This is a genomic window from Bradyrhizobium mercantei, assembly GCF_001982635.1.
In the GTDB taxonomy this organism is placed as follows: domain Bacteria; phylum Pseudomonadota; class Alphaproteobacteria; order Rhizobiales; family Xanthobacteraceae; genus Bradyrhizobium; species Bradyrhizobium mercantei.
Window position 1 is genome coordinate 468,602 of the sequence record NZ_MKFI01000003.1, and the last position, 24,945, is coordinate 493,546.

General features: G+C 61.8%; 24 protein-coding genes. 13 read left to right on the forward strand and 11 right to left on the reverse strand.

The features are described from left to right. Nucleotide 1: 1 nt before the first annotated feature. From BI327_RS42335 to BI327_RS15745, 4 genes are all read right to left on the reverse strand, one after another. The gene (locus tag BI327_RS42335) at nt 2-166 is read right to left on the reverse strand and encodes a hypothetical protein (RefSeq protein WP_159450456.1); all 165 of its coding nucleotides are present in this window, start codon (nt 164-166) and stop codon (nt 2-4) included. Between the two features lie 19 nt (nt 167-185). Further along, entirely contained in the window at nt 186-908 is a 723-nt protein-coding gene (locus BI327_RS15735) for a CBS domain-containing protein (protein WP_076861398.1), read from the reverse strand. Between the two features lie 62 nt (nt 909-970). Continuing rightward, nucleotides 971-1,279: a c-type cytochrome gene (locus tag BI327_RS15740; protein ID WP_076861400.1), complete on the reverse strand. Its 309-nt coding sequence runs from the start codon at nt 1,277-1,279 to the stop codon at nt 971-973. 62 nt (nt 1,280-1,341) lie between these two features. Continuing rightward, nucleotides 1,342-2,178, reverse strand: a complete 837-nt coding sequence (locus BI327_RS15745) for a universal stress protein (protein WP_076861402.1) — start codon at nt 2,176-2,178, stop codon at nt 1,342-1,344. A gap of 161 nt (nt 2,179-2,339) precedes the next feature. Here BI327_RS15745 and phbB point away from each other — a divergent pair, with 161 nt between their 5' ends. The 5 genes from phbB (at nt 2,340) to BI327_RS42710 (ending at nt 6,093) form a co-directional block, all read left to right on the forward strand. Continuing rightward, nucleotides 2,340-3,062: an acetoacetyl-CoA reductase gene (gene phbB, locus BI327_RS15750; protein ID WP_076861404.1), complete on the forward strand. Its 723-nt coding sequence runs from the start codon at nt 2,340-2,342 to the stop codon at nt 3,060-3,062. Between the two features lie 12 nt (nt 3,063-3,074). Continuing rightward, the gene (locus BI327_RS15755; RefSeq protein ID WP_076861406.1) at nt 3,075-3,560 is read left to right on the forward strand and encodes a CBS domain-containing protein; all 486 of its coding nucleotides are present in this window, start codon (nt 3,075-3,077) and stop codon (nt 3,558-3,560) included. Beyond that, nucleotides 3,557-3,937 carry a hypothetical protein gene (locus tag BI327_RS15760; RefSeq protein ID WP_083742093.1) on the forward strand — a complete coding sequence of 127 codons (381 nt, stop codon included), beginning with the start codon at nt 3,557-3,559 and terminating at the stop codon, nt 3,935-3,937. The genes BI327_RS15755 and BI327_RS15760 overlap by 4 nt, the downstream gene beginning before the upstream one ends. Before the next feature lie 85 nt (nt 3,938-4,022). Further along, nucleotides 4,023-5,837 carry a PHA/PHB synthase family protein gene (locus tag BI327_RS15765; protein ID WP_245334825.1) on the forward strand — a complete coding sequence of 605 codons (1,815 nt, stop codon included), beginning with the start codon at nt 4,023-4,025 and terminating at the stop codon, nt 5,835-5,837. Between the two features lie 88 nt (nt 5,838-5,925). Then, on the forward strand, nt 5,926-6,093 hold the full coding sequence (locus tag BI327_RS42710; RefSeq protein WP_167386878.1) for a hypothetical protein: 168 nt from the start codon (nt 5,926-5,928) through the stop codon (nt 6,091-6,093). A gap of 320 nt (nt 6,094-6,413) precedes the next feature. Here BI327_RS42710 and BI327_RS15770 read toward each other — a convergent pair whose 3' ends face one another. Genes BI327_RS15770 through BI327_RS15780 form a run of 3 tightly spaced genes read right to left on the reverse strand, consistent with a single transcriptional unit; the run spans nt 6,414 to nt 9,298 of the window. Further along, entirely contained in the window at nt 6,414-6,668 is a 255-nt protein-coding gene (locus tag BI327_RS15770; protein ID WP_076861410.1) for a hypothetical protein, read from the reverse strand. A gap of 54 nt (nt 6,669-6,722) precedes the next feature. After that, a complete protein-coding gene (locus BI327_RS15775) occupies nt 6,723-8,318 on the reverse strand; it encodes a bifunctional aminoglycoside phosphotransferase/ATP-binding protein (protein ID WP_076861412.1) in 1,596 nt (531 codons plus the stop codon). Next, nucleotides 8,315-9,298, reverse strand: coding sequence for a zinc-dependent alcohol dehydrogenase family protein (locus BI327_RS15780; RefSeq protein ID WP_076861414.1), 984 nt, complete (start codon nt 9,296-9,298; stop codon nt 8,315-8,317). Before BI327_RS15780 ends, BI327_RS15775 begins: the two co-directional genes overlap by 4 nt. 132 nt (nt 9,299-9,430) lie before the next feature. Here BI327_RS15780 and BI327_RS15785 point away from each other — a divergent pair, with 132 nt between their 5' ends. From BI327_RS15785 to BI327_RS15795, 3 genes are all read left to right on the forward strand, one after another. Further along, entirely contained in the window at nt 9,431-9,904 is a 474-nt protein-coding gene (locus BI327_RS15785) for an Hsp20/alpha crystallin family protein (protein ID WP_076861416.1), read from the forward strand. A 74-nt stretch (nt 9,905-9,978) separates the two neighbouring features. Continuing rightward, nucleotides 9,979-10,455 (forward strand): CBS domain-containing protein, encoded by a 477-nt coding sequence (locus BI327_RS15790; RefSeq protein WP_076861418.1) that lies wholly within the window; start codon nt 9,979-9,981, stop codon nt 10,453-10,455. Continuing rightward, complete coding sequence (locus BI327_RS15795; protein WP_076861420.1) at nt 10,437-13,208, forward strand: bifunctional acetate--CoA ligase family protein/GNAT family N-acetyltransferase; 2,772 nt, start codon at nt 10,437-10,439, stop codon at nt 13,206-13,208. Before BI327_RS15790 ends, BI327_RS15795 begins: the two co-directional genes overlap by 19 nt. Here the strand turns inward: BI327_RS15795 and BI327_RS15800 are convergent. Then, the gene (locus BI327_RS15800; RefSeq protein WP_076861422.1) at nt 13,178-13,588 is read right to left on the reverse strand and encodes a hypothetical protein; all 411 of its coding nucleotides are present in this window, start codon (nt 13,586-13,588) and stop codon (nt 13,178-13,180) included. The two genes, BI327_RS15795 and BI327_RS15800, sit on opposite strands and share 31 nt — an antisense overlap. A gap of 160 nt (nt 13,589-13,748) precedes the next feature. Here BI327_RS15800 and BI327_RS15805 point away from each other — a divergent pair, with 160 nt between their 5' ends. The 3 genes from BI327_RS15805 to BI327_RS15815 are packed head-to-tail and all read left to right on the forward strand — an operon-like array spanning nt 13,749 to nt 16,751. Then, entirely contained in the window at nt 13,749-14,885 is a 1,137-nt protein-coding gene (locus tag BI327_RS15805; RefSeq protein WP_076861423.1) for an MlaE family ABC transporter permease, read from the forward strand. A gap of 2 nt (nt 14,886-14,887) precedes the next feature. Further along, a complete protein-coding gene (locus BI327_RS15810) occupies nt 14,888-15,625 on the forward strand; it encodes an ABC transporter ATP-binding protein (RefSeq protein ID WP_076861425.1) in 738 nt (245 codons plus the stop codon). A gap of 16 nt (nt 15,626-15,641) precedes the next feature. After that, on the forward strand, nt 15,642-16,751 hold the full coding sequence (locus tag BI327_RS15815; RefSeq protein ID WP_076861427.1) for an ABC-type transport auxiliary lipoprotein family protein: 1,110 nt from the start codon (nt 15,642-15,644) through the stop codon (nt 16,749-16,751). A gap of 77 nt (nt 16,752-16,828) precedes the next feature. Here BI327_RS15815 and BI327_RS15820 read toward each other — a convergent pair whose 3' ends face one another. Both BI327_RS15820 and BI327_RS15825 read right to left on the reverse strand, forming a co-directional pair. Next, the gene (locus BI327_RS15820) at nt 16,829-18,013 is read right to left on the reverse strand and encodes an acetate/propionate family kinase (RefSeq protein WP_076861429.1); all 1,185 of its coding nucleotides are present in this window, start codon (nt 18,011-18,013) and stop codon (nt 16,829-16,831) included. Nucleotides 18,014-18,047: 34 nt separating this feature from the next. Continuing rightward, a complete protein-coding gene (locus BI327_RS15825) occupies nt 18,048-20,459 on the reverse strand; it encodes a phosphoketolase family protein (protein WP_076862162.1) in 2,412 nt (803 codons plus the stop codon). Between the two features lie 932 nt (nt 20,460-21,391). Here BI327_RS15825 and BI327_RS15835 point away from each other — a divergent pair. Together BI327_RS15835 and BI327_RS15840 are read left to right on the forward strand one after the other, a co-directional pair. Continuing rightward, nucleotides 21,392-21,640, forward strand: a complete 249-nt coding sequence (locus tag BI327_RS15835) for a hypothetical protein (RefSeq protein WP_245334827.1) — start codon at nt 21,392-21,394, stop codon at nt 21,638-21,640. Nucleotides 21,641-21,884: 244 nt separating this feature from the next. Further along, the gene (locus BI327_RS15840; RefSeq protein ID WP_076861434.1) at nt 21,885-23,879 is read left to right on the forward strand and encodes a methyl-accepting chemotaxis protein; all 1,995 of its coding nucleotides are present in this window, start codon (nt 21,885-21,887) and stop codon (nt 23,877-23,879) included. Between the two features lie 22 nt (nt 23,880-23,901). Here BI327_RS15840 and BI327_RS15845 read toward each other — a convergent pair whose 3' ends face one another. Beyond that, nucleotides 23,902-24,861 (reverse strand): AraC family transcriptional regulator, encoded by a 960-nt coding sequence (locus BI327_RS15845; RefSeq protein WP_076861436.1) that lies wholly within the window; start codon nt 24,859-24,861, stop codon nt 23,902-23,904. Between the last annotated feature and the right edge of the window lie 84 nt (nt 24,862-24,945).

Sequence of the window (24,945 nt, forward strand, 5' to 3'; positions counted from 1 at the left end):
ACTAGCGGCCGTTCTTGTCGGGATAGGCAGCGCGTGTGCTGGCTCCATTCCCGTCCTGTTCCCGAAGCCAGCGTGTCGTGCTGCGATCGGTCACGGCGAGCACGAGCGCAAAGATTGCGAAGATGAGACAGACGACCGTGACGACAAGCAGTGTGCTCATTGCCATGTTGGGCTCCTCGATCTGATCAGCTAGCTGCCTTGACGTCTTCCGGCGATTCCACGTAGTAGCCGGAATAACCGTCGACGAAGCAGAGGTGATCATGGACCTCCTTGACGCCCGAGGTGTTCTCGGCGAGCACGATCGCGGCCTGGCGCGCGCGGTCATCGAAGATCAGGCCGTGCAGATGCACGGCGCCGTTGCGCACCCAGACCTGGAAGCCGGCCGGCCGCCAGCCGGTGGCGTTGATTTCGCGCAGAATCCGTTCACGGATATGGCTGTCATCGGCGGTCGGATCGGGAACCTCGCGCGCCAGCGAAGCGACGGCCTGCAGGATGTCCGCCCGGGTGACGATCCCGACCATGGTCTTGCCGTTCACGACCGGTACCCGCTTCACGCCATGCTTGTGCATCAGGTGCACGATTTCGTCGAGCGCCGTCTGCTCTCCGACGGTGATCGGGTTCGCCGTCATGACATCCTCGACCCTGCGACCGCGTTCGTGCACGAAATCAGTCGCGGCTCGACCCACGCCAGTGAACAGCTCCAGCCATGCCGAGCGCTTGTGTCCTGTGCCGATCTCGCCGCGTTCCAGGAAATCTCCCTCGGACACCATGCCCCTGAGCGTGCCGTCTTCGTCCATCACCGGCAGGCCGCTGAGATGACATCGCAGCATGATGTTGGCTGCGTCCAGGATCTTCGTGTGCGGACTGACGGCGATGATGTGTTTGGTCATGATCTGATGCGCACGCATATCGGACCTCCGTGTTGAGAGTTGAAAAGTGAAGCTTAATGCATCCCGCGCATTGACCTTGCTCAACGGTCTGTTTGGCCACGCTCCAGAGATTTCAGGAATAGAATGAAATCGCCCACCTGGTCCGGCTCGAAGCTGAACTGGGGCATCGTCGGATGGCCGGTGACGATGCCTTCCGCCAGCGCTTCCTGCAGCATCTCGACCGGATAGCGTTCGTGCAATGTTCGGAACGGTGGTGCTATTCTCAGCGGGCTCGGGCTCACCCGATCGATTGCATGGCAGCGAGCGCAGTAGAGCTGCGCAAGGCGACGGCCCTGCTCCTGGTCCGCAGCGGCTGGAGTCAGCGCGGCGCAGATCGCGCTAATGACCACGAAGCCACGAGCGATATGGCTCTGGAATGTCCCGGCTGGATGCTTCACAGTTCGGCCCGCGCTTAGTGAGACATCAGGACCGGGACGGTCATGGCACGCAGCATGTCGCGCGTCACGCCGCCGAGCAGGTTTTCCTGCAGGCGGGAGTGGCCGTATCCGCCCATCACCAGAAGGTCGAGGCTCTCATCCGCCGCGATCGACAGCAGGATCGACTGAACTTCTGACCTGGACGCCGGCAACGACGTGATCTCGGCCGGAAGCCCCTCCTTTGCAAGGTAGCGCACCAGATGGTCGGTGGAGCTTTCAGAGGGGATCGGATCGGCCCCATCGATGGTGATGACGGCGAGAGCATCGGCTGCGCGCAGCAGCGGCATTGCGTCGTGGAGGGCGCGGGCAGCAAGCCGGCTGCCGTCCCAGCAGATCCCGATTCGTTTCGCTGAAAATGAGCCATGGAACGTGTAGGGCATGAACAGGACGGGACCACCGGCCTGGAACAATAGCTCCCGTGGAATCACGTTATCGTAGCTGTTGTGCTCGCCCTGCGGCTGCACCACCACGGTCAGGTCATGCAGCCGCGCGCTGGCGCAGATCATCTCGCGCGCATCGATGGGGAGTGCCCCCACGGCGCGGGTTGCGTAGGATATTTCTGCATTTCGTGCCTCGATTTCGAAGACGCGGAGCGCAGCCTCGGCGCGTTCCAGCGCCTGTGCATGTTCAGTCTCGAACAGCGAGGCGACCGCCACGCTCCCTTCAACGACGAACGGTACGCTGGCCGTTTCGTAGCCGATCGCCATTGCATCGAGATGTGCGCCCGTGCCGAGCGCGAGGGAGACTGATCCGTCGACCGCTGGACGTGGCGACAGCTCTGTCGGAATGTGGACGAGGATGTTCTTGAACATGGCCGTTCTCCAAAGGGTGGAAAAGCAAGTGCCATCAGAGCACGGGTCGAGGCTGGCCAATTTGATCTGCCTCATGCGCGTTCGTGGATTCTGATTGAGCGAGATCAATTCATCGAACGTGTACTTCGCGCAAATATTGCGTCGAGCTTGGAGGAGCCGGCATGGCGCGCGTCGCATTGGTTACGGGGGGCAGCAGGGGAATTGGCGCGGCGATTTCGCGCGCCCTCGCTGCTGCCGGATGTCGGGTTGCGGCCTGCTATGCCGGAAACGCAGGGGCCGCATGGTCGTTTCAGGATCAGACCGGAATTCCCGTATTCCAGTGGGATGTCGCGAACTTCCAGGCCTGCGCAGCCGGTGTCCGCGAGGTGGAGGCGGCGCTGGGCCCGATCGACATCCTGGTCAACAACGCCGGTATCGTGCGCGACGCCACACTGCATCGAATGACCAAGCCGCAATGGGACGCGGTAATCCGAACCGATCTCGATTCGTTGTTCAACATGTGCCGGCCCCTCATCGAGGGTATGCGGGCGCGCAAGTTCGGGCGGATCATCAACATCTCGTCGATCAATGGGCAGAAGGGCCAGATCGGCCAGACGAACTATGCCGCGGCGAAGGCCGCCGAACTCGGCTTTACCCGCGCGCTTGCGCTCGAAAGCGCGCGGTTCGGAATCACGGTCAATGCGATCTGTCCGGGCTACATCAATACCGAGATGCTGGCCGCTGTGCCGGCCGATGTCATGCAGAACTCCATCCTGCCGCAGATCCCGGTCGGGCGGTTAGGACAGCCGGAAGAAATTGCCCGTGCCGTTGCGTTTCTTGTCGGAGACGAGGCAGGGTTCATCACCGGATCGACGCTTTCGATCAACGGCGGCCAATACATGTGAAGAAGAGGAGGGATGACGATGCTCGCAACCGATGTGATGCGCAGTTCATTCGCGTCGATCAAGCCGACCGCCACAGTGCTCAATGCCGTCGAGCTGCTGCTTGAGACCGATCAGCGCGGCCTGCCGGTGATCGACGACGCCGGCGACCTCGTCGGCATGGTGTCCGAGGGCGATTTCCTCCACCGCGACGAGCTTGGTATCAGCCCGCCGTCAGGAAATTGGCTGGAGTCTCTGCTTGGCATCGCGGAGAATACGCCTGAACGCGAGCGCATGCGCACCCTGCAGGTCGGCTCGCTCATGAGTAGTTCACCGATCACTGTCGATCTCGATGCATCGATCGAGGACGTCGTCACGAAGATGGATATCTACAATGTCGCCCAGATTCCGGTGCTCGGCGCCGGAACGGTCGTCGGTATCGTCAGTCGCAGGGAGCTGCTTGCGGCATTGGCGCGCCGATTGAGAGAAGCAGAGAAAGCAAGCACCGGAGTTACTTCATGAGCGAGATGACCCTGCAATCACATGCGCACGCTGTCGTTTGGATCGATCACCTTATCGCGAAGGTTTTCGGCATTGGGTTGACAGGCGTCAGCGCGACGGCCGTCCATGCGCATGTGGCGTCGCAGCATCTGCATCACAAGGCGAATACGATCGGCGATGGTCGCGTCCAGGCCGATGCGACATTTCTTGCCAGGGTAGGCGAGGCCGTAAGCGGTTGCAGCGATTTGCTCGTCATCGGTCCAGGTATCGAGAAGGCCGAGCTGACGCAATTTCTCAGGGCGGAGCGGCCCGACCTCAATTTGCATGTCGAGCCGAGCGATCATCCCACCGACGCGGAGATCGTGGCGCTGGGTCGGAAGCGATTCCGCCTCGGCTGAGCGGCAAGGGCCGGCGTCTGAGCAGCTGCCAGACCGAAAGATAAATTGCGCCCGAGCTTGTCCGGCTCGAGCAAGGAGACGAGCGATGACAGTCCAAGCAGTTCTCGACCAGCCCACAACTCCTGCCAATGACGATGTGACGGGTGCCGAAACGTCTGCTCCAGTGCAGCGCGGGACCGAGCCATTGACGGGTACCGAATCGCTCGACCAGCTCGTTCACGCGGCAATGGCGCGATGGACCGGCGGGCTCTCGCCGGCCGGCCTTGCGCTGCCTTTTGCCGACTGGCAGCTCCATCTAGCGGCCTCACCCGGTAGACAGTTTCAGTTGGCTTTGAGCGCGCTTGCTGATGCTGCACGCTTCGCGCGCATGGTGTCGACGCCGCATGCTGCGTGGCAGCCTTGGTTCATGGTTAAGCCTCAACCAGGTGACAACCGGTTTGCCGACCAAGACTGGACATTGCCGGCCTTCAACATCATGGCACAGGCGTTCCTGCTGGCGGAGCAATGGTGGCATTCGGCGACGAGCGGCCTGCACGGCGTCTCGAAAGCAAATGCGGCCGTCGTGGATTTCACCGTCCGGCAATGCCTCGACGTCGTTGCGCCGTCCAACTTTGCATTCGGAAATCCCGAGGTGGTGCGCGAGGCAATGAATTCAGGTGGCGGCAACTTCGTGTCGGGCTGGCATAATTGGCTGGAGGATTGCAGGGACCTGTTGAGGGCCAAGCCATCGGGACCCGTCCCGTTTGTGGTCGGCAAGGATGTTGCGGCGACCAAAGGCAAGGTTGTCTATAGGAACGAGCTGATCGAGCTTATCCAGTACGCGCCGGCAACAGCCGACGTGTGCCCCGAGCCGGTGTTGATCGTGCCGGCGTGGATCATGAAGTATTACATTCTCGATCTCTCCCCGCGGAATTCGCTCGTACGGTTCCTGGTCGAGCGCGGCTTCACCGTGTTCATGATCTCGTGGCGAAATCCAGGGCCTGATGACCGCGACCTTGGCCTTGACGACTATCGCAAGCTTGGGGTCGACGCTGCGATCGACGTGATTCATCAACTCGCGCCTGAACGCGCAATCCATGCAGCGGGCTATTGCCTCGGCGGTACGCTGCTCGCGATTGCGGCAGCTCGGCTGCAGAAAGAGCGGCCCGGCTGCCTGCGCTCGGTGACACTCTTGGCAGCTCAGGTCGATTTCACCGATGCAGGTGAGCTGACGCTCTTCATGAATGAAAGCCAGGTTGCGTTCCTGGAAGATGTGATGCGGCAGCGCGGCGTGCTCGAGGCGGCCCAGATGGCCGGTGCGTTCCAGTTGCTACGGTCGAACGACATGATCTGGTCGCGCCTGATCCGCGACTATCTCATGGGCGAGCGTGCCGCACCGAGTGATCTGATGTCATGGAACGCCGACGCGACCCGCATGCCTTATCGGATGCATTCCGATTATCTGCGCAAGCTTTTTCTCAACAACGACCTTGCCGAAGGCCGCTATCTGGCGGAAGGGCAGCCGGTGGCACTTTCCGACCTTTGTGCCCCGATGTTTGTGGTGGGCACTGTCCGCGATCACGTCGCGCCCTGGCGGTCGGTTCACAAGATTCACCTGTTGGCCGCTGCCGATATTGCCTTTGTGCTGGCGAGCGGCGGTCACAACGCCGGCATCGTTGCTCCACCGTCGGAGGAGGGGCACAGCTATCAGTTGTTGGAGAAGAAGGCGGATCATCCCTATGTCGGCCCCGACGAGTGGCTGCGGACGGCGGTGAATCGCGACGGATCCTGGTGGCTGGAGTGGGTTCGCTTCCTCACGGCGCATTCCGGTGCGTGGGTGCCGGCGCAATCGGTGCTTCACGCGCCCGAGGATTTATCGTCGCTTGGTGATGCGCCGGGACAGTACGTCCTCCAGCATTGAACGTCACACCGGCTTGATCTGTCGCAAATCCCTCACCGCCGCGAGCCGTTACCATGGAAGAGGCACGCCAGGTTGCAGCGAGGAAGCCATGAGTCTGATCCTTCGCATCTTCTTCATATTTGCGGGATCCATCACCGCGCTGTTCGTCGCGCGCGATTCTCTGAACTTTGACGTCATGCAAATGTTCGTGGCCATCCTGCTCGTGATAGGGCTCCTGTTGGCCGGTAGTCTATGGAGCCTGTGGCGGCAAACGTGACAGCTCGAGCTCGGTCGATGGCCTTAAGATTAGGCGTCCGCTATGGTTCGCTGGCATCGGTGCCATTCGTGCACAATATTGCTATTGCATTTCACTTACGCGCTGGATCGGTGATGCAGCAGTCTCGAAAAGACTGAGCGCGGCGTCGGGTCCTGAATCGGAAGGCATGTCGAAGAGGCTTCGCTGGGTTGGCTCAGATCGTTTCCGCCCAGTTCGGAACGGTATCGCCACGGAGCGATCCACCAGCCGAGGGCCGGCTGTTCAGGCCGGCCCTCGGAAAGCAGATGGCGGATGTGTCGACGCGTCCGGAATGGAAGCGTCTATCGTCCTTCGAACTCGGTAGACCCCTTGGTGATGTTCATGAACATCAGGGCTACTGCCGATGCGGCAGCAACAAATGCTGCGGTCCATCTGACGGTGGAGACGGCAAAGGCGGCGTCAAGCCGCCAGCTTATGGGTGCCGGCTCGGTCGAGGCAAGCGGTACCACGTCGGGAAAGTACCAATTGCAGAATAGAGCGAGCACGACCGCGAGGATCGCACTACCGACAAAGATGAAGGTTAATCGCCGTTTCATGGAACTCCTCCTGTCAATGGGAGAATGTTGCCAGACCTGACGGCATCGACCAATTCAGGAGTTTCCCTTAGGAGATGTACCGCTCGTCCGTTCCGTTGGGGACGTCAGCAGGCGGGAAGTACTGCGTTCAAGCGTGGTGGAGGGCGCGCCGGAAGCGTCTACAACATCCCAATCGATCATTCCGGTTGCAATGTTGTCCTGGGTCAGGATCACATCGGACGTCGCGTCCGACGCGTCGTTCTGCCGCGATGCCACTCGGTGCAGCCGTGTGGCGCGCCCGGCGGTCAAGAAAATGCCGCGAAAGTCGACTTTTGCGTCGCGAGCAACGGCTTCCGCGGCACCACGCTCCACCGGCTTCAGGAAGGCCGCATCGAGTACTACCGAAACTCCCTGGCCTAATGTGTGCCCGCCACGATCGAGCATGGCCTGGTAGACGCGGTCTGATGCTTCGGGAGTGTAGGTCTCCGGCGGTAACGTGGCGTGCTCGGCAACGTGATAGAGCTGCTTGCGAATGACATCCGAACGCAGAACCAGCGCGCCCGGGGATGGCGCGATCAGATGCGCCATATCGCGCGCCAGCACGCTCTTGCCGGTACCGGACTTCCCGCCAACTGCAATTAGGCGGGGCGGCTTCGGTTCAATGAGCCGGCGCGCAAACTCGAAATAACGCCTCGCTTGGGCGCCGATCGCTTGATCGAGCTGCTGTTGCCGTGCCTTGGTGAAGAGCACGTTGGCCCGGATCGCTGCGCGCAATGACAGGAACAGTGGCAGCAAACACAACGCATCCGATTGCGTGTCCCAGGCGGTCTGCATGTAGCTATTGAACAACCTGTTGGCCACGGTCTCTCGTCTGAAGTTCAGCAGGTCCATCAATGGAAATGCGAGGTCGTAGAGGACGTCGGTCGTCGCGATATTGGGGTCAAACTCGATCGCATCGAACAGAATGGGTTCGCCGTCGTGCAGGACGATGTTGCCGAGATGTGCATCGCCGTGACAGTGACGGACCTGCCCAGCGGCGGCGCGGAAGCGCAACAGTTCGAGGTTGCGCGCGAGGGCCTGATGGCTCAGTTCGTGCAATCGATCAATTTCCTCCCGGGACAGAGCTGGCGCGGTGCAAAACTGCTCCGTATTTCGGTCGATGATGACCGGGAGCGAGGCAAGCCATGAGGATCCTCCGCGTCCGGTTGCGGTTCGATGGGATTCGAGCAGGATGGTGGCCAGTCTCTCGCCAAGCTCCGGGCGGATTGCATCCCGCTCTGCGAGATGATCGAGCGTCTTTTTCTCATCAAAGCGGGCCATTTCGACGGCCCATTCGACAACCGGACCGGTCCCTCCGACTGCAAGCCCATCGCGCCCGCGCGTGATCGGAACCACCCTGCGATAGATGGCGGGGGCGTGGCGCTTGTTGACCGCAATCTCATCGTCGCAAGCGCGCTGCCGCTTCTCTAAGGTCGAGAAGTCGAGATAGGGGAGCTTGACCGCTCGCTTGATCTTCAGGACGCGCGAAGGTTCGAGAAAGACGATCGAACAATGGGTGTCGACCCGCTTTACCGGCGCGTTCGGTTGGACAGGTCTGGCCAGGAAGGACAGTACGGCGGTCTGGTCGGTCTCGCCTGTGGCAGCCTCGGTTGATGATGCCGGCGTCATCATGGCTTCAGGACGGCTGCGCCGACGAGCTTGCCATCCCGCAACTGCGCTAGTGCTTCATTCGCCTGGTCGAGGGGAAAGACGGTGACGTGCGTCCGGATTCCAGCCCTTGCCGCTGTCTTGAGAAAGTCGACGCCATCTTGTCGCGTCAGGTTGGCAACGGAGACGATCTGCCGTTCACCCCAAAGGATATCGTAGGGAAAGCTCGGTATATCCGACATGTGAATGCCGGCACAGACCACCCGTCCGCCCTTTCGTAGCGTGCGCAGCGCAAGCGGCACAAGCGGCCCGATGGGGGCATAGATGATCGCGGCATCGAGCTCGGCCGGCGGCCGATCGTCCGAAGCGCCGGCCCAGCATGCGCCGAGCGATAATGCCAAGCGCTGGGCCTCGGTGTCGCCCGCGCGGGTGAAAGCGTACACATCCCGCCCTTGCCAGCGCGCCACTTGCGCCACGATATGTCCGGCCGCGCCAAAACCGTAGATGCCGAGTTTGCGGCCGTTGCCAGCCATCACCAGGGAGCGCCAGCCGATCAGGCCGGCGCAGAGCAGCGGTGCCAGCTCCGCATCCTCGCCGTCTTCGCCGAGCGGAAAGCAGTAACGCGCGTCTGCCACCAGGTGCGTGGCAAAGCCGCCGTCCCGCGTATAGCCGGTGAACAGGGGGGCGTCGCAGAGGTTTTCCTTGCCCTCCCGGCAGTAGGGACAATGCCCGCATGTCGATCCAAGCCAGGGAACACCGACGCGTGTACCGAGATGCGCATGGTCTACGCCGTCACCGATCGCATCGACACGGCCAACCACCTCATGGCCGGGAACGATCGGATAGGCGATGTCGGGCAGTTCTCCGTCGACGACATGCAGGTCGGTGCGGCAAACGCCGCAGGCATGGATATTGACGCGCACCTCGCCCGGGCCGGGAACGGGATCGGGCCGCTCGATATATTGCAGCCGCGCGCTGCGCGCTGGAAGGATCATGGCGTGCATGATGGAACTCGCCTGGGTCTGTGCCTCTCTTTTGATCACATGACATTGGTCCGGCTTTGATCCTGGTCAACGGCCGGGCGGCTGTTCCTGACTAGCTTTGGTTCACGAGCGACACTCAAGCAGGAGGTACTGATGGCGAATGACGCGATCCCCGTTCGAACCGAGCGCGCCATGATGCGGCGGGAAGACAACCCCTTCACGTTTCTGCAGCAGGAGATCGACCGGCTGTTCGACGGATTCGGCCGCAGTTTCCCAGCGTTCGCCCCGCCGCAGGCGATGATGCCGCGCATGGACGTCAGCGAAACCGACAAGACCATCGAGATCTCCGCCGAGCTACCCGGCCTCGAGACCAAGGACGTTCAGCTCAGCCTCGCCGATAACACGCTCACGATCCGGGGCGAGAAGAAGAGCGAGCGCGAGGAGCAGGACAAGGACTATCACCTGATCGAGCGCAGCTTCGGCGCATTCTCGCGGTCCGTTGCATTGCCCGAGGGCGTCAAGGCGGAAGACGTCAGCGCCGAGATCGCCAAGGGCGTGCTCAAGGTCACCGTCAAGAAGCCGGCTCCCAAGCAGAGCAGGCAGATCGACATCAAGACGGCGGCGTAGCCGCCCTGCGGGGCGCGTCGCTCGTCAGGCAGCGACGCGTCCGCGGAAAAGTCATCCATCCAAGGGGATCAGCCATGTACGAGTTTCTTCAGGAAACGGTTGCGAGCAACATGACGAGGTCGGTACGAAGCATCGCTCCCGAAATGACCGTCGGCGACTTGTACCGGTTGTTCGCAAAGGACGACTATGACGGCTATCCCGTACTCCGCGACGATGTCGTGGTCGGGTTCGTCACGAAACTCGACGCCCTGAAGGTGTTCGCCTGTCCGACCGATCACATCTTGCCGCGTTACGACGATCGCATGGGAACAATGGTCGATGAGATCATGTCGTCCGATGTCATCGCGGTTGAGCCGGACACAAGTCTACAGCGGGTTCTGCAACTGATGGTCGCACATCGGCTCAAGAGCCTGCCCGTGATAGACAAGTATCGCCACCTGGTCGGGATCATTGCTCGCGAGGATGTCATGCGGGCTCTGGCGCGCTGCACGAAGCGACAGACGCCTCCGCTCGTTCCCTGCGAGACGGTCCGATGTCTACGTTTGGTCTAGAACGGGTTCTTTCGCCTCGAACGGTCGCACTTGTCGGCGGTAGTTCGCGTCCATCTTCGCTCGGCTTGGCGGTGCTCATGAACCTCAAGGCGTGCGGCTTTTCCGGCCGCATCGCCGTGGTCAATCCAAACTACGCTGCGATCGACGGCGAGACTACGTCCCCGGATCTCAAGTCACTTCCGTTCGTTCCGGATCTCCTCGCGATCACGGCGCCGGCGGCCGCGATTACCGGAATCATCTCGGAAGCCGCCGCGCTCGGTGTCGCCGGTGCGGTAATCCTGACCGCCGGTCTCGGGCATGGCTCCGGCTCGATTGCCGAGACGGTCGCGCGGACCGCGCACATGCACGGCATGCGCCTGATCGGGCCGAACTGTCTCGGCGTCATGGTGCCGCGCGCGAAGCTCAACGCGAGTTTTGCCGCGCATCAGCCTGCCGACGGGCGTCTTGCCCTGATCTCGCAGTCCGGCGCCGTCGCTGCCGCGATGATTGAATGGGCGGCAGAGCGGCGGCTCGGCTTCTCCGGCATCGTCTCGATCGGAGACCAGCTCGACGTCGATGTTGCTGATTTGCTCGACTATTTCGCGCAGGACGATCACACCAACGCGATCCTGCTCTACATCGAGGCCGTCAAGGATGCGCGCAAGTTCATGTCGGCCGCCCGCGCCGCGGCGCGGCTTAAACCGCTGATTGTCGTGAAGGCAGGCCGGATGGCGCAGGGCGCCAAAGCCGCAGCCACCCATACCGGCGCGCTGGCCGGCTCGGACGCAGTCTATGACGCGGCGTTCCGCCGGGCCGGCATGCTGCGCGTGTACGATCTCCGCGAATTGTTCGATTGCGCCGAGTTGCTGGGCCGAGGCTTCGTTCCGCGCGGCAACCGGCTGTCGATCCTGACAAATGGCGGTGGGCTCGGCATCCTCGCGATCGACCGGCTCGTTGAGCTCGGCGGCGTTCCGGCGAGCTTGTCGGCGGAGACGATTGCGGCGCTCGATCGGGTCTTGCCACAAGGCTGGTCTCGCGCCAACCCCGTCGATATCTCCGGCGACGCCGATGCTGCCCGCTACGTGTCTGCGCTCGACGCATTGCTCGAGGACACTAACAGCGACGCCGTGCTGGTCATGAACGTGGAAACGGCGGTCGCGCCGACCGAAGGAATCGCCGAAGCGGTGGCGCGATACGTTCGTGACCGTCGGACCAGGAAGAGTGACGTTGCCGCGCTGGTGCTTGCATCGTGGGATGGTGCCGACGAGCGCACCGCAGCAACCTTCGAAGCTGCCCGCGTCCCGCATTTTCCTACCGAAGATGACGCGGTGCGCGCTTTCATGTACTTGGTGAGATATCGCGAGGCCTCCACCGCGCTGGCCGCAACTCCACCGAGTATCGCTTCGACGTTTGCGCCGGATACGTTGGCGGCGCGGCGCGTGATTGCGAAAGCGCTTTCCGAGGGGCGGGGATGGCTTGACCCAGTCGAAATCGCGGCGATGTTCAAGGCGTACGATATTCCAATCGTTCCGACGGTCGCTGCCCGCGACGCCGACGATGCCGCAGACAAGGCTGCGCCGTTTCTGGCCCAGGGACTTGCGGTTGCGGTCAAGGTGTTCTCCCGCGACATCAGCCACAAGTCGGATGTCAGCGGCGTTATCCTCGGCTTGCGGACGCGCGAACGTGTCGCCGAGGCAGCGAGGGCAGTATTGTCGCGTGCGCGGAACGCGCGGCCGGATGCCATCCTGCAAGGCGTGACGATTCAACCGATGATCGAGCGACGGGCGGCACGCGAATTGCTCCTTGGCATTGCCGACGATCCGACCTTCGGGCCCGTGATCGTATTTGGCCGCGGCGGCACCGCCGTCGAAGTAATCAACGACAAAGCACTGGCGCTGCCGCCGCTCGACATGAACCTCGCGCGCGACCTGGTCGGGCGTACCCGGGTCTCGCGGCTGCTTGCGGCCTACCGCGATGTGTCTGCAGTGCCGGCCGAAGCGGTGCCGCTTACCCTCGTCAAGCTGGCGCAGATGGCGGCCGATATTCCGGAGGTCGCCGAGCTCGACATCAATCCGTTGCTCGCGGACGAGACGGGTGTGCTGGCGCTCGACGCGCGCGTGGCGATCCGCAAGCCCTCGCGCTTGTTTGCCGGTCGGACGCGGTTTGCGGTGCGGCCCTACCCATCGCAATGGGAAGGAGAGCTCGCCCTGAGGAACGGCTCGCGCGTCGTGGTTCGGCCGCTTCGGCCGGAAGATGAGCCGATGGTCGAGAGCTTCTTCAGGAGAGTGACCGCCGAGGATCTCAGGCTTCGCTTTTTCCAGGCAATGAAGAATTTTTCGCACACGTTCATTGCGCGGCTGACCCAGCTCGACTACGCGCGCGCGATGGCCTTTGCGGCGCTGGATCCTAGCACCGGTGCCATGGTGGGAGCAGTCCAGCTTCATTCGGACTCGCTCTACGAGAATGCCGAATACGCTATCCTGCTGCAGTCCGACCTCAAGGGCAAAGGACTTGGATGGGCGCTGATGCAGCTCCTGATCCATTATGCGAGGTCGGAAGGACTAAAGCGGCTGTCCGGCGAAGTGCTGGCCGAGAACACCACCATGCTGTGCATGTGCCATGAGATCGGGTTCACCGCGGCCACAGAGCCCACCGACCACAGGATCGTCAATGTCGTCCTCGACCTCTCCCTTCCGGTGGTGGATGCCCTGGGGGCCGACATCCTGATCCGGCGCAGTCGCGATCAGAGCGGCGTAACGGCAACGACACGATAGGGATGCATGCCGTCCGCCTCGCGGACGGACACATACTCACCGAGCCGGAAGCGCTCATTGCCGAAATGATAGCCGGCTTCGTCCGCGACCGCGCCGGCGACATCATAGTGGAAGCGCCAGCTATTGTTCGGTCCGTGCACGACGTGGCCGAGCTGATCGGGTTCGTCGGGCCGTTGGCGAACGACGCGGCAGGCATCACGATGGGCTTTCGATGTCTCGGCGTCGATTCGTGACTCCGTGTCCAGCGGGGCGACGATGATGTAGCCGATGGCGGATGTGCCGTCGGGGTGATCGTGCTCGCGTGCACGTTCGAGCCGGACCTGTCTAAAGGAGGGCGGCAATGCAGTGTTTTGCAGAGGCTTGAAAGCGGCACGGTTCATCGAAATCTCCCTGAGCGGACCCGGCGCTGACGGGCCAAACATGTCAAATCGTAAGGCTTCGGCATGCAATGCAGTTGATTTTCGTCAAGAAACGCCCTTGAGACCGCTCAAGCCAAATTGCGTTGTGTCAAACACCGCCGGCGCCAGCCTCCTATGCTTGATGGACGAATTTGGAGTTGGTCCCTTGCTCAACGTACCGGCATTGACAGCGAATCCGGACGATCCGCGCGTGCTAACCGCATGCGGCGCTTGGAACGTTGCCAATGTCGAGCGCTTGGAGCGGCTGTGCGAGAGGGCGGCGCGCACCGACATCGGGGCGATTGATCTGCGTCGCGTCACCGCACTCGACACGGTTGGGGCTTGGCTGCTCGAAAGGCTGGCCCGCGGCGGTGCGGCTAGAGCATCCCTCACCGCTGCCGATGGTCCATATGGCGACCTGCTGGAAGAGGTGCGAGGACTGAACCGTTCCGGCCCCGCCGAACGCCGATCGGTCAACCCGCTGCTGCAGAGGATCGATCAGCTTGGCCGCGGCAGCAGGCGGCTGGCGTCGGATTCGGCGGCATTCCTGCATATGCTTGGCGCCTTCAGCACAGCGCTGCTTGGCATCTTCAAGCATCCGCGCTCGTTTCGCCTGACATCGACCGTTTATCAGCTCGGCCGGGTGGGATGGCAAGCGGTACCGATCATGGTGCTGATCACGTTCTTGATTGGCGCCATCATTGCCCAACAGGGCATCTTCCATTTCCGTCGCTTCGGCGCGGAGTCCTACGTCGTCGACATGGTGGGCATCCTCGTGCTGCGCGAGATCGGCGTGCTGATCGTGGCCATCATGGTGGCAGGACGCTCGGGAAGCGCCTATACCGCCGAGATCGGCGCGATGAAAATGCGCGAGGAGATCGACGCGCTCAGCACCATGGGGCTCGATCCCGTTGCAGTCCTGATCCTGCCGCGAATCCTGGCACTCGTGGTGGCGTTGCCGATCCTCGCTTTTCTCGGTTCGCTCGCGGCGCTTTATGGTGGCGGGCTTATCGCCTGGCTCTATGGCGGTATGAGTCCAGCGATTTTTATCGCACGGCTTCATGACGCGGTTTCGATCACTCATTTCGAGGTCGGTATCATCAAAGCGCCATTCATGGCGCTCGTGATTGGACTTGTCGCGGCGGTGGAAGGATTGAGCGTCAAGGGCAGCGCGGAGTCGCTTGGACAGCAGACCACTGCGTCGGTCGTGAAGTCGATCTTTCTCGTGATCGTCCTCGACGGCCTGTTTGCGGTCTTCTTTGCCTCGATCGGGATGTAGTCATGGCCGACACGCCAGCGATTCATATCCGCAACCTCGTGGTCGGATTCGGCGAGAAGATCATCCTCGATCATCTCGATCTCGACGTGACCGATGGCGAAATTCTCGGCCTCGTGGGCGCGTCGGGCGGCGGAAAGTCGGTTCTGATGCGGACATTGGTCGGCTTGCTTCCGAAGCGGAGCGGGCAGATTGACTTCGCGGGCGACAGCGAGGGCGAACGCCGCTGGGGCGTGCTGTTCCAGCAGGGGGCGCTATTCTCGGCCTTGACGGCGCGCCAGAACATCCAGTTTCCGCTGCGCGAGCGCGCGCGGCTGTCGCCAGGGCTGCTGGAGGAAATTGCGGACGCCAAGCTCGAGATGGTCGGTCTGACGCGCGAAGACGGGGACAAGTATCCGTCCGAGCTCTCGGGCGGCATGACCAAGCGGGTTGCGCTCGCGCGGGCACTGGCGCTCGATCCTTCGCTGTTGTTTCTCGATGAGCCGACGTCCGGACTCGATCCCATCGCAGCGGGTGAATTCGATACCTTGATCCGGACGCTACATCGGACGTTGCGCTTCACTGTGTTCATGGTGACGCACGACTTGAACAGCCTGCAAGCCATCTGCGACCGCGTCGCCGCGCTTGCCGACGGCAGGATCGCGGCAATCGGCCAGCTGTCATCGGTGCTCAAGTCCGATCACCCCTGGGTCCAGGCTTATTTTCATGGAGCCCGGGCGCAAAAGCTTGGCCTCGGCAACTAGGCAGAGAGAGACGCACATGGAAATCCGCGCGCCCTACATTGTCGTTGGTGCATTCGTATTGTCAGCGATCGTCGCCGTTTTCGCCTTCGTCTACTGGCTGAATAATTTCGGCGGAATCGGAAAGCGGGAGACATACCAGCTCGTCTTTACCGATCCCGTGCCGGGGCTGCTCGTCGGGGCAGGCGTTCTCTTCAACGGCATCCGCGTCGGCGAGGTCACAGCCCTTGAACTGGTTCCGGAACGCCCGCGCGAAGTTCGCGCCAGGATCGCAGTCGCCGAGCGCACGCCGGTGCATACCGATACGCGTGTCGGCCTCGATTTTCAGGGATTGACCGGTGTTCCGGTGATCGCGCTGGAAGGCGGCGATGATCCCCAGGCGTCGCCGGCACGCGAACCTCTGGTGGCCGAAAAGGGCGCCGGGCGGAGCATGACGCAGGCCGCCCGCGATGCGCTACGCCGGGTCGATGCCGTCCTGTCCGACAACGCCGCGCCGCTGCACAGCACGATCGACAATCTCAGCACGTTCGCCGAAGGCCTCGCGCGCAACACGCCGAAGCTCGATGGAATTGTTGCCGGACTTGAGCGCATGACCGGCGGTGGTACGCCCGCGCCGCGCAAGGTGTCGTATGATCTTCGCGCAGTGGATAGCTTCGGCGCGCAACGGCATGCGAATCTGCCCGAGCAGCTGGTCATAGCGGAGCCGACCGCGATCGCCCGCCTCCAGACTCAGCGCTTTTTGTTCACGCCCGATGAGGAAGCCCAGGGCTTCGAAGGTGCGCAGTGGAGCGACAGTCTCCCGGTGCTGGTGCAGGCGAGGTTGCTGCAGAGCTTCGAGAATTATGACGTCGAGCATGCGCCACTGCGCGCCGACAGCGGCATAGAAGGTGCGCCGCGTCTGCTGATCGACCTGCGCCGGTTCGACATTGTGCAGGGGTCCCAACCGCGCGCGACGATTTCCTTGTCCGCGAAGATCGTGGATCGAAATGGTATGGTGAAGGCTGCAAAGCTTCTCGAGAGTTCGGAAGGAATTGGCTCACTTGCACCGTCCGAGGCGGCCGCTGCATTCGATAAGGCTTTCGGCACCCTCGCACGGGAGCTCGTGATGTGGATTGCGGCGACGGACTGACCGCTGCAGCGTCTCACAACGATCGCCATGGATCAGAACTTGCCCGGCGGCTGCCGCCGTGCCAAGGGCGCCCCGGCCTAGCGACCTGTGGCCAGCAGGCTGCGGCAATGGCGGGCAATACTAACTTCCTCATTGGTCGGAATGACCAGTACGTCGACCGGACTGCCCTTCGCGGCGATACGCTGCGCGCCCTGAGCATTTGCGGCCGCATCGACGCTGACCCCGAGCCAGGAGAGGCGATCGCAGATGCTCTGACGGATTTCCGCGGCGTGCTCGCCGATGCCGCCGGTGAACACCAGGCCATCGAGGCCGGCGAGGGTATTTGTCATCACGGCGACTTCGGCGGCGACGCGAAATGTGAAGAGATCGACGGCTCCGCGAGCTGCAGGATCGTGGCTCGCCAGCAGGGCGCGCATGTCGGCTGACACCCCGGAGACGCCGAGCAGACCCGAACGTTCGTAGAGCAGGTGCTGCACGTCGTCGACCGACATTTTCTCTTCCTGCATGAGATAAAGCAGCACGCCGGGGTCGATCGTTCCACAGCGTGTGCCCATCACGAGACCATCGAGTGGGGTCAACCCCATTGTGGTGTCGACGCTGTCGCCCTTTCGCAAGGCGCAGAGGCTCGCACCATTGCCGAGGTGTGCTACGACGACGCGCTTGTCGGCCCATTGCGGCGCGATCGCGGCGAGCCGGCTGGCAACGTATTCGAAGGAGAGGCCGTGGAAGCCGTAGCGGCGGATGCCACGCTCCTCAAATTGCCGCGGAATGGCAAAGCGGCTCACCGGCGGCGCCAGGCGGTGATGGAAAGCCGTGTCGAAGCAGGCGATCTGCGTCAGCTCCGGCTGCAGCGACAGCACGGCCCGGACCGGCGCCAGACAGCGCGGCTGATGCAGCGGCGCAAGCGGCGTCAACGCCTCCAGCGCAGCGAGAGTCTGTTCTGCGATGACGACCGGTCTATAGAACTCGCGCCCGCCATGGACGATGCGGTGGCCGACGGCGGCGAGCCTGCTGCCGTCGAGATAATCCTCGATCCAGGCAAATATGTCGCTGAGCAGGCCGTTGTCCTCCAACGTGCCGGTCGCGCGGCGCTTCTCGAACAGCTGCTTGCCCGAGGCATCGATCACCACGATGCGCGGGGTCTTCTCCTGCTCGTCAAGCAGGCCCCTGCATTGCAGCTTTGGTTCGGCCGGCGCGATGTCGAACAGGCCGAACTTGATGCTGGACGAGCCGGCGTTGAGCACCAGGACGCTGTCGGACATAGACGGTCTCTCTCTCGCGCGCGTGGTCCCTGCCTCAGTCAATGGATTTGTGGTCTTTCGTGTTGTAGGGCCAGACCCAGTCACGGATCTGCGGCATGTCCTCGCCATGCTCGCGCACGTAGCGCGTATGCTCGATCAGGGCATCACGGAACTGCTGCTTGACATGGGCGGCCGCGATGTCGAGCCCCGGCACACGCTCGATTGCTTCGATGGCGAGATGGAAGCGGTCGAGGCCGTTCAAGACCACCATGTCGAACGGCGTCGTGGTGGTGCCTTCCTCCGCAAAGCCCCGCACGTGCATTCCGTCGTGATTGGTGCGGCTGTAGGTCAGGCGATGGATCAGATAGGGATAGCCGTGATAGGCGAAGATGACAGGCTTGTCGCGGGTGAACAGGCTGTCGAAGTCGCGGTCGGACAGGCCGTGCGGATGCTGGTCCGTCGGCTGCAGCGTCATCAGGTCGACCACGTTGACGACGCGGATCTTCAACTTCGGCAGCGTCCTGCGGAGCAGATCGACGGCGGCGAGCGTCTCCAGCGTCGGAACGTCGCCGGCGCAGGCCATCACCACGTCTGGCTCGGCGTCGACTGCTTCGGTGCCGGCCCACTTCCAGATGCCGATGCCCGCCTCGCAATGGGTAATCGCATCGCACATCGAGAGCCATTGCGGCGCGGGTTGCTTGCCGGCGACAATCACGTTGATGCGGTCATAGGTGCGCAGGCAATGGTCTGCGACCCAGAGCAGGCTGTTCGCATCGGGCGGGAAGTAGACGCGGACGATATCGGCCTTCTTGTTGGTGACGAGATCGACGAAGCCGGGATCCTGATGACTGAATCCATTGTGGTCCTGACGCCAGACATGCGAGGTGAGGAGATAGTTCAGCGACGCGATCGGCCGCCGCCAGGGTAGCGCCCGCGAGACCTTCAGCCATTTGGCATGCTGGTTGAACATCGAATCCACGATGTGGATGAAGGCCTCATAGCAGGAGAAGAAACCGTGGCGACCGGTAAGAAGGTAGCCCTCGAGCCAACCCTGACAGAGATGCTCGCTTAGAACTTCCATCACTCGCCCGTCGTGAGCCAGATGGATGTCATAGGGCTCGATGCCCTCCATCCAAACCCGGTCGGTGGCCTCGAACACCGCGTCGAGCCGGTTGGATGCGGTTTCGTCCGGCCCCATGATGCGGAAATTGCGGGCCTCCGCATTCAGCTCCACGACCCCGCGCAAGAACTTGCCGAGTTCTCGCGTGGCTTCGGCGGCGGCGCCACCCGGTGCGATGACCTCGACTGCATGCGCCCGGAAATCCGGCAGCTTTAATTCCCGCTTCAGGAGGCCCCCATTTGCGTGCGGGTTCGCTCCCATCCGACGGTTCCCTGCGGGCGCAAGGGCTTGCAATTCGGGCACGAGCCGGCCCTTCGAATCGAACTGCTTGTCGGGATCGTAGGAGCTCATCCAGTGCTCGAGCAGTCTCAGATGCTCGGGGTTGCCGCGTGGATTGGCGATCGGCACCTGATGCGCACGCCAGAAGCCTTCGACCTTCAGCCCGTCGACTTCCTTCGGTCCGGTCCAGCCCTTCGGGCTGCGCAGCACGATCATCGGCCATCGCGGACGCTTGAAGCCGCCGGTCTGCCGGCGCGCGGCTTGCCGGATTGAGCGGATGCCGGCGAGCGCGGTGTCGAGCGTGTCGGCCATCAACCGATGCATGGCACGGGGATCGTCGCCTTCGACGAATAGCGGCTCGTAGCCGTAGCCGATGAAGAGGCTGCGGATGTCCTCGTCATCCATCCGCCCCAGCACGGTGGGATTGGCGATCTTGTAGCCATTAAGGTGCAGGATCGGCAGCACCGCGCCATCCTGCACCGGGCTCAAGAACTTGTTGGAATGCCAGGACGCCGCGAGCGGACCGGTCTCGGCCTCGCCGTCGCCGACGACGCAAACAGCGATCAAATCGGGATTGTCGAACACTGCGCCATACGCGTGAACCAGTGCATAGCCGAGCTCACCGCCTTCGTGGATCGAGCCGGGCGTCTCCGGCGCCGCGTGGCTCGGAATACCGCCGGGGAAGGAGAACTGGCGGAACAGCTTGCGCAAGCCGTCCGCGTCGCGCGTCACCTCCGGGTAAATTTCCGTGTATGTGCCTTCGAGATAGGTGTTTGCGACCATGCCGGGACCGCCATGGCCGGGACCGCAGACATAGATGACGTTGAGGTCGGAAGCGCGGATTGCGCGATTGAGGTGGGCATAAATGAAATTGAGCCCCGGCGTGGTGCCCCAATGTCCAAGCAGGCGCGGCTTGATGTGCTCGGGCTTCAGCGGCTCTTTCAGGAGGGGGTTCGCCAGCAGATAGATCTGTCCAACGGAGAGATAATTGGCGGCTCGCCAATAGCGATCGAGCAGTTCAAGATCATCCGTGCGTGCTTGCTCGTTTGGAGTGGTCGCAGATTGCATGTCGCTCTCCCGGAATTCGAAGATGACCTCGGACGCCGCTATCGGTTCCACGTTAGAGGGCGAATATGACGAGAATGGCTTGAGCCAGCTCAAAGATGCACGCCAATTCGGACCGGATCGTCAACGTTCCCCCTGACGTGCATCACCACGGGACGTTCAAGGAACGGAAAGCTCGATGCCGCAAACGGAACCGGACGCCCGCGAGGTCAGTTTCGCTCGCGCTCCAGGAGTTCCGGTGATGCGTCGCTTCGTGAGCATGCCTGCATTGGCGTGGCGCTACGCGGTTGAGGACAACATCCGTCACCTGCCTGCGCTCTGTCGTCAGCCCTCCGGCGGACAAAAAGATGCCCGGCAAAAGCGAGCCGGGCATTAAATATCGAGACAACCTCACGGGAGTATGGGTGCTCGTCCTAGTAACTTCATGTAAGCATGCGGCGGCGCGCGGCGATTTGAGCCAGCGCAAGGAATCGCAGATTGCCCTTCACCGCAAATGGGGGGCGGATGGCTCTTGTTCCAGGTCGTTTGGCACCATTCCATATGTCCTCAGCACGGTGGTTCTCGGCTCTGGATAGCCGGTACAGACGATAGCTGCGGCACCAGCGTGGCCGAATGTCTTCCATAAATGTTTGGCATGCTCTATCGCCGCTGCAGGGCTACCGCACTTGGCCTGCGGGCCCGGAACGAGCCCGCCATCGGTCCGGTCATACGGCAGGGCAATGAAATGCGTGATCCCGTCCATTGATGCCCCTTTCTCGTTTGGTCGACGTCACTCAGCAAAGCATTGTGCGGTGATAGCTATTTTGATCTGCCTCAGCTCATTTCGTTTGATCCGCATCAAGGCGGAATAGGCGCATCTCGTAGCTGTTGAGGGTTCGAAACGGAGCTTGCTTGCCATTGAGCTCCCTCCTCTCGAAGATGGGCTGGTGAGCGTCATGGGAAACCTCGTGCATTTTCCGCAATCGCGTCGGACGAACCACGAAGAGGTGGCGTGGAGAGCGGACATTCGCCATTCCTTCCGTCAAGTGTTGTTGATGCTCGAACTGCAACTGCTCCAGGTCAGCGGCATGGTCGCCGGGTGTCCGGCCGGAGAGGCCAGGACGAAGCTGCAGCAGCAGCACGACCAACTACTCGGGCGCCTTGCGGCCACGCGACAGCATGTGCGAGCGCTCATCGGCGATTGATCTCGGCCCACATTACGGTCGGAACCATTCGCCGAGGCGCAACATTTCATCGGACTGACGATAGATCGCCCTGCTCCTCGCCATGCGAAAAATGAGCCCTGCTGCAGGATTCCGATAGCGGATTTTACGTGAGCTAAATCTCGCGGCCCAATAGTCCGCACCGGACCAGGCGGTCCATATTGACATGCCCATACCCAGGTCAGATCTCGCAACCTGTTTGCGGTAAATCAGTTGGTGAAAAGCGATGAATTTCAGGATCTCTCTGGCGCAGCGCATCTACGCAATTGTTGGGCTGAGCTTTTGCGGGCTCGCCGGCCTCGCCGCTATCCAGACGAGCAACTTGGCGGACGCTTTGCGCGGGCAGCGGCAGAGCGAGCTAAAGCACCTGACCCAGTTGGCTCTGAGCATTGCGCAGGAAGAGCATGATGCCGTCGCGGGCCGCGGGGTAGATGGAGACATTGCCCGTCGCAACGCTGCAGCCAGAATCGGCGCATTGAGGTTCGGCAACGGGGATTACTTCTGGATCAACGATCTCAGCCCCACGATGATCAAGCATCCGATCAAGCCGGAGCTCGATGGGAAAGACTTGCGTGACATTAAGGATCCGACCGGCAAGCGGCTCTTTGTCGAGTTTGTCGAGATCGTGAAGCGGAAGGGCGAAGGGTTCGTCGACTATCAGTGGCCGAAGCCGGGGTTGGATGCACCTCAGCCGAAGCTATCATTTGTCGCGGGTTTTCAACCGTGGAATTGGGTCATTGGGACAGGAGTGTATGTCGACGATCTCCAGGCGCAGCTTTGGGAACGGGCACGAAGCATCATCACGATCGCCGCAGCGATCGTACTTTCCGTGGGGCTGGTAACACTGCTGCTTGCCCGCCGGGTATCCAAGGCTCTCGTCACGATGACGGGCGCCCTCAACCGGTTAAGCGGCGGTGATTTCGACATGAAGCTCCCAGGGCTAGAGCGGCCAGATGAGCTGGGCGACATGGCGCGTTCGATCGAACAGTTCAGGGTCAGGGCTTCTGAAAAGGTGCGTGACGAGGCGAGGCGGGACGAAGAGAGGCGCCGCGCGACCGAGGAAGTCCGGGCATCAGCTTTGCAGCAGATGGCCGCAAATGTCGAGAACGCTACAAAAGTCGCTGTCGGCGAGGTTGCTTCCGGTACGGATCGGATGGCAAGGAACGCTTCCATGATGAGGGATACGGCACTTACGTTGGAGAGAAACAGCAGCAGTGTCGCTGCGGCTGCCGAAGAGGCACTTACAAATGCCCAGACCGTCGCAAGAGCGTCCTCGCAGCTGGCCGCCTCGATATCGCAGATCGCCGATCAGGTGGGGACGTCGCGTTCCTTGACGCTGGAGGCCGTGACGGCATCGACGGAAGCTCAGGCCACAATCGCCAAGCTGTCGGAAGCGGCGTCAAAGGTAGGCACTGTGACGAGCCTGATCAGCGAAATCGCCGGCCAGACGAACCTCCTGGCTTTGAACGCCACAATCGAGGCCGCACGAGCTGGAACGGCTGGCCGTGGTTTCGCGGTCGTTGCGGCCGAAGTGAAGTCGCTGGCCGAACAGACCGCGCGAGCAACCAATGAGATCGCGTTGCAGATCAACGAGATCCAAGAAGCGACGCATGCCTCGGTTGCATCCATCACGACCATTGGTGAGGTCATCCGCAGCGTCGAATCTGTGTCAGCCGCAATCTCGGCCGCGGTCGAGGAGCAAAACGTCGTCACGGCTGATATCTCGAGGACGGTCGAAGAGACGTCAGTCGCCGCCCGGGAGGTCGCATCCCAGATTGCATCAGTGTCGGCCGAAGCGGTTGAAACCGGCCGACGCGCCTCGGAAATGCACGATGGATCGACGGCTATTGCGGAGAATGTCGCCGAACTGCGCACGACGCTCATTCGTGTCATCCGCACGTCGACAAGCGATGTTGATCGCCGGCTGTTCTCGCGCGTGGCCTTTCGGCGGCCTGGAGCATTGTTGTGGCGCAGCGAGACGAAGCGTATCGAGGTCCGTGACGTGTCGCTCGGCGCGGTATTGATCGAGTGCAGCTTGCCGGACGCAGCGATAGGCGAGTCAGTCGAGCTGACGATCGAGGGGCTTTCATTCCGGCTTGGCGGTGTTGTCGGGCGTATGGACCGCGGCTCGGTGTTGATCAATCTGAATCTGACGGCAGAGAGCGAGCAAAAACTGTCCGAGATACTCTCAACCGAGCGCGCGCGGGCCGTAGCGGCCTAGAGACGGCTTCTCGGGAACGATTTTACTCGCAAGGCTGCGGCTTGCCTTGCGCCTCGGTGAGCGTCCTGGATGGTACTTCTCCAAAGGCAGATCGATACATCCTTGAGAACTCGCCCATGTGCCAAAAGCCGTGGGCCAGTGCAGTCGCCTTCACCGTGAGGCCGGGGTAGCCCATGCGCAAATGCTGTCGGACAAGCCAGAGCTGACGTAGCCTTCGGTATTGATTAATACCGGCGCCACAGATCGATTGTGCCGCGGTATGAAGCGTGCGAACCGAGATCCCGAGTTCGTTTGCTAGCTCATCGCATGTCTTGTTGGAGGCGGGGTTCGAAAAGATTGCATCGTCTATGCGATCAATGATCCGCTTGTAACGTTCCGCAATATTGGCTTTACCTCCTTCAAATGCCCCCCGACGAAGCACTTCATCGAGCGTGGAGAATAATGTTCCTTGTATTGCCGACAACTGGTGGCCGTTGACCGGCTTCGACTGGCGGGCCGCGAACGTCAACGTCGATTGTATAAGGGTCTGAAGGTATGCCAGCGAATCTTGTGGCAATACAAGCAACAGGTAGCCCGCGCTCAAATCTGTCCATTTCGGAGCAAGATATTCCGGTCGCATGGAGAGAATGGCAACCAGCCGCGGCTCCGGTTCGTACACCGTACAGTTTGCGCTCTTGTTGAGAACGATTATCGAATGACGGACCTCTTGTCCGTTGAGACGCGCAGACGTGACTTGGTCCATCGGGACAACGAAGATGAGACGCCCGGACAGCTCGTAGCCGTTGATGATCCGCGGGAACGTTCGTACGAGAGATAGAGTAGCCGACGGCAACGACAGACTGGCCCGCAGGACCGAGAATGGTTTTGCCGTGAGCGGAATGCTCGAAGCCTGCACATAATGCTCACTTTCGCGGAAATGATCGATGTCGGCATAGGCCTGCAGGTCGAGCGCGGGCGATGCCGAGAGGCCTTCGAAGAGCATTTGCTGTAACTCGATTGGGCGATCCGCGCACTATTGTACCGGCGGCGCCCAATTGAAAATTACGTACAATTACTTATGCCTCGG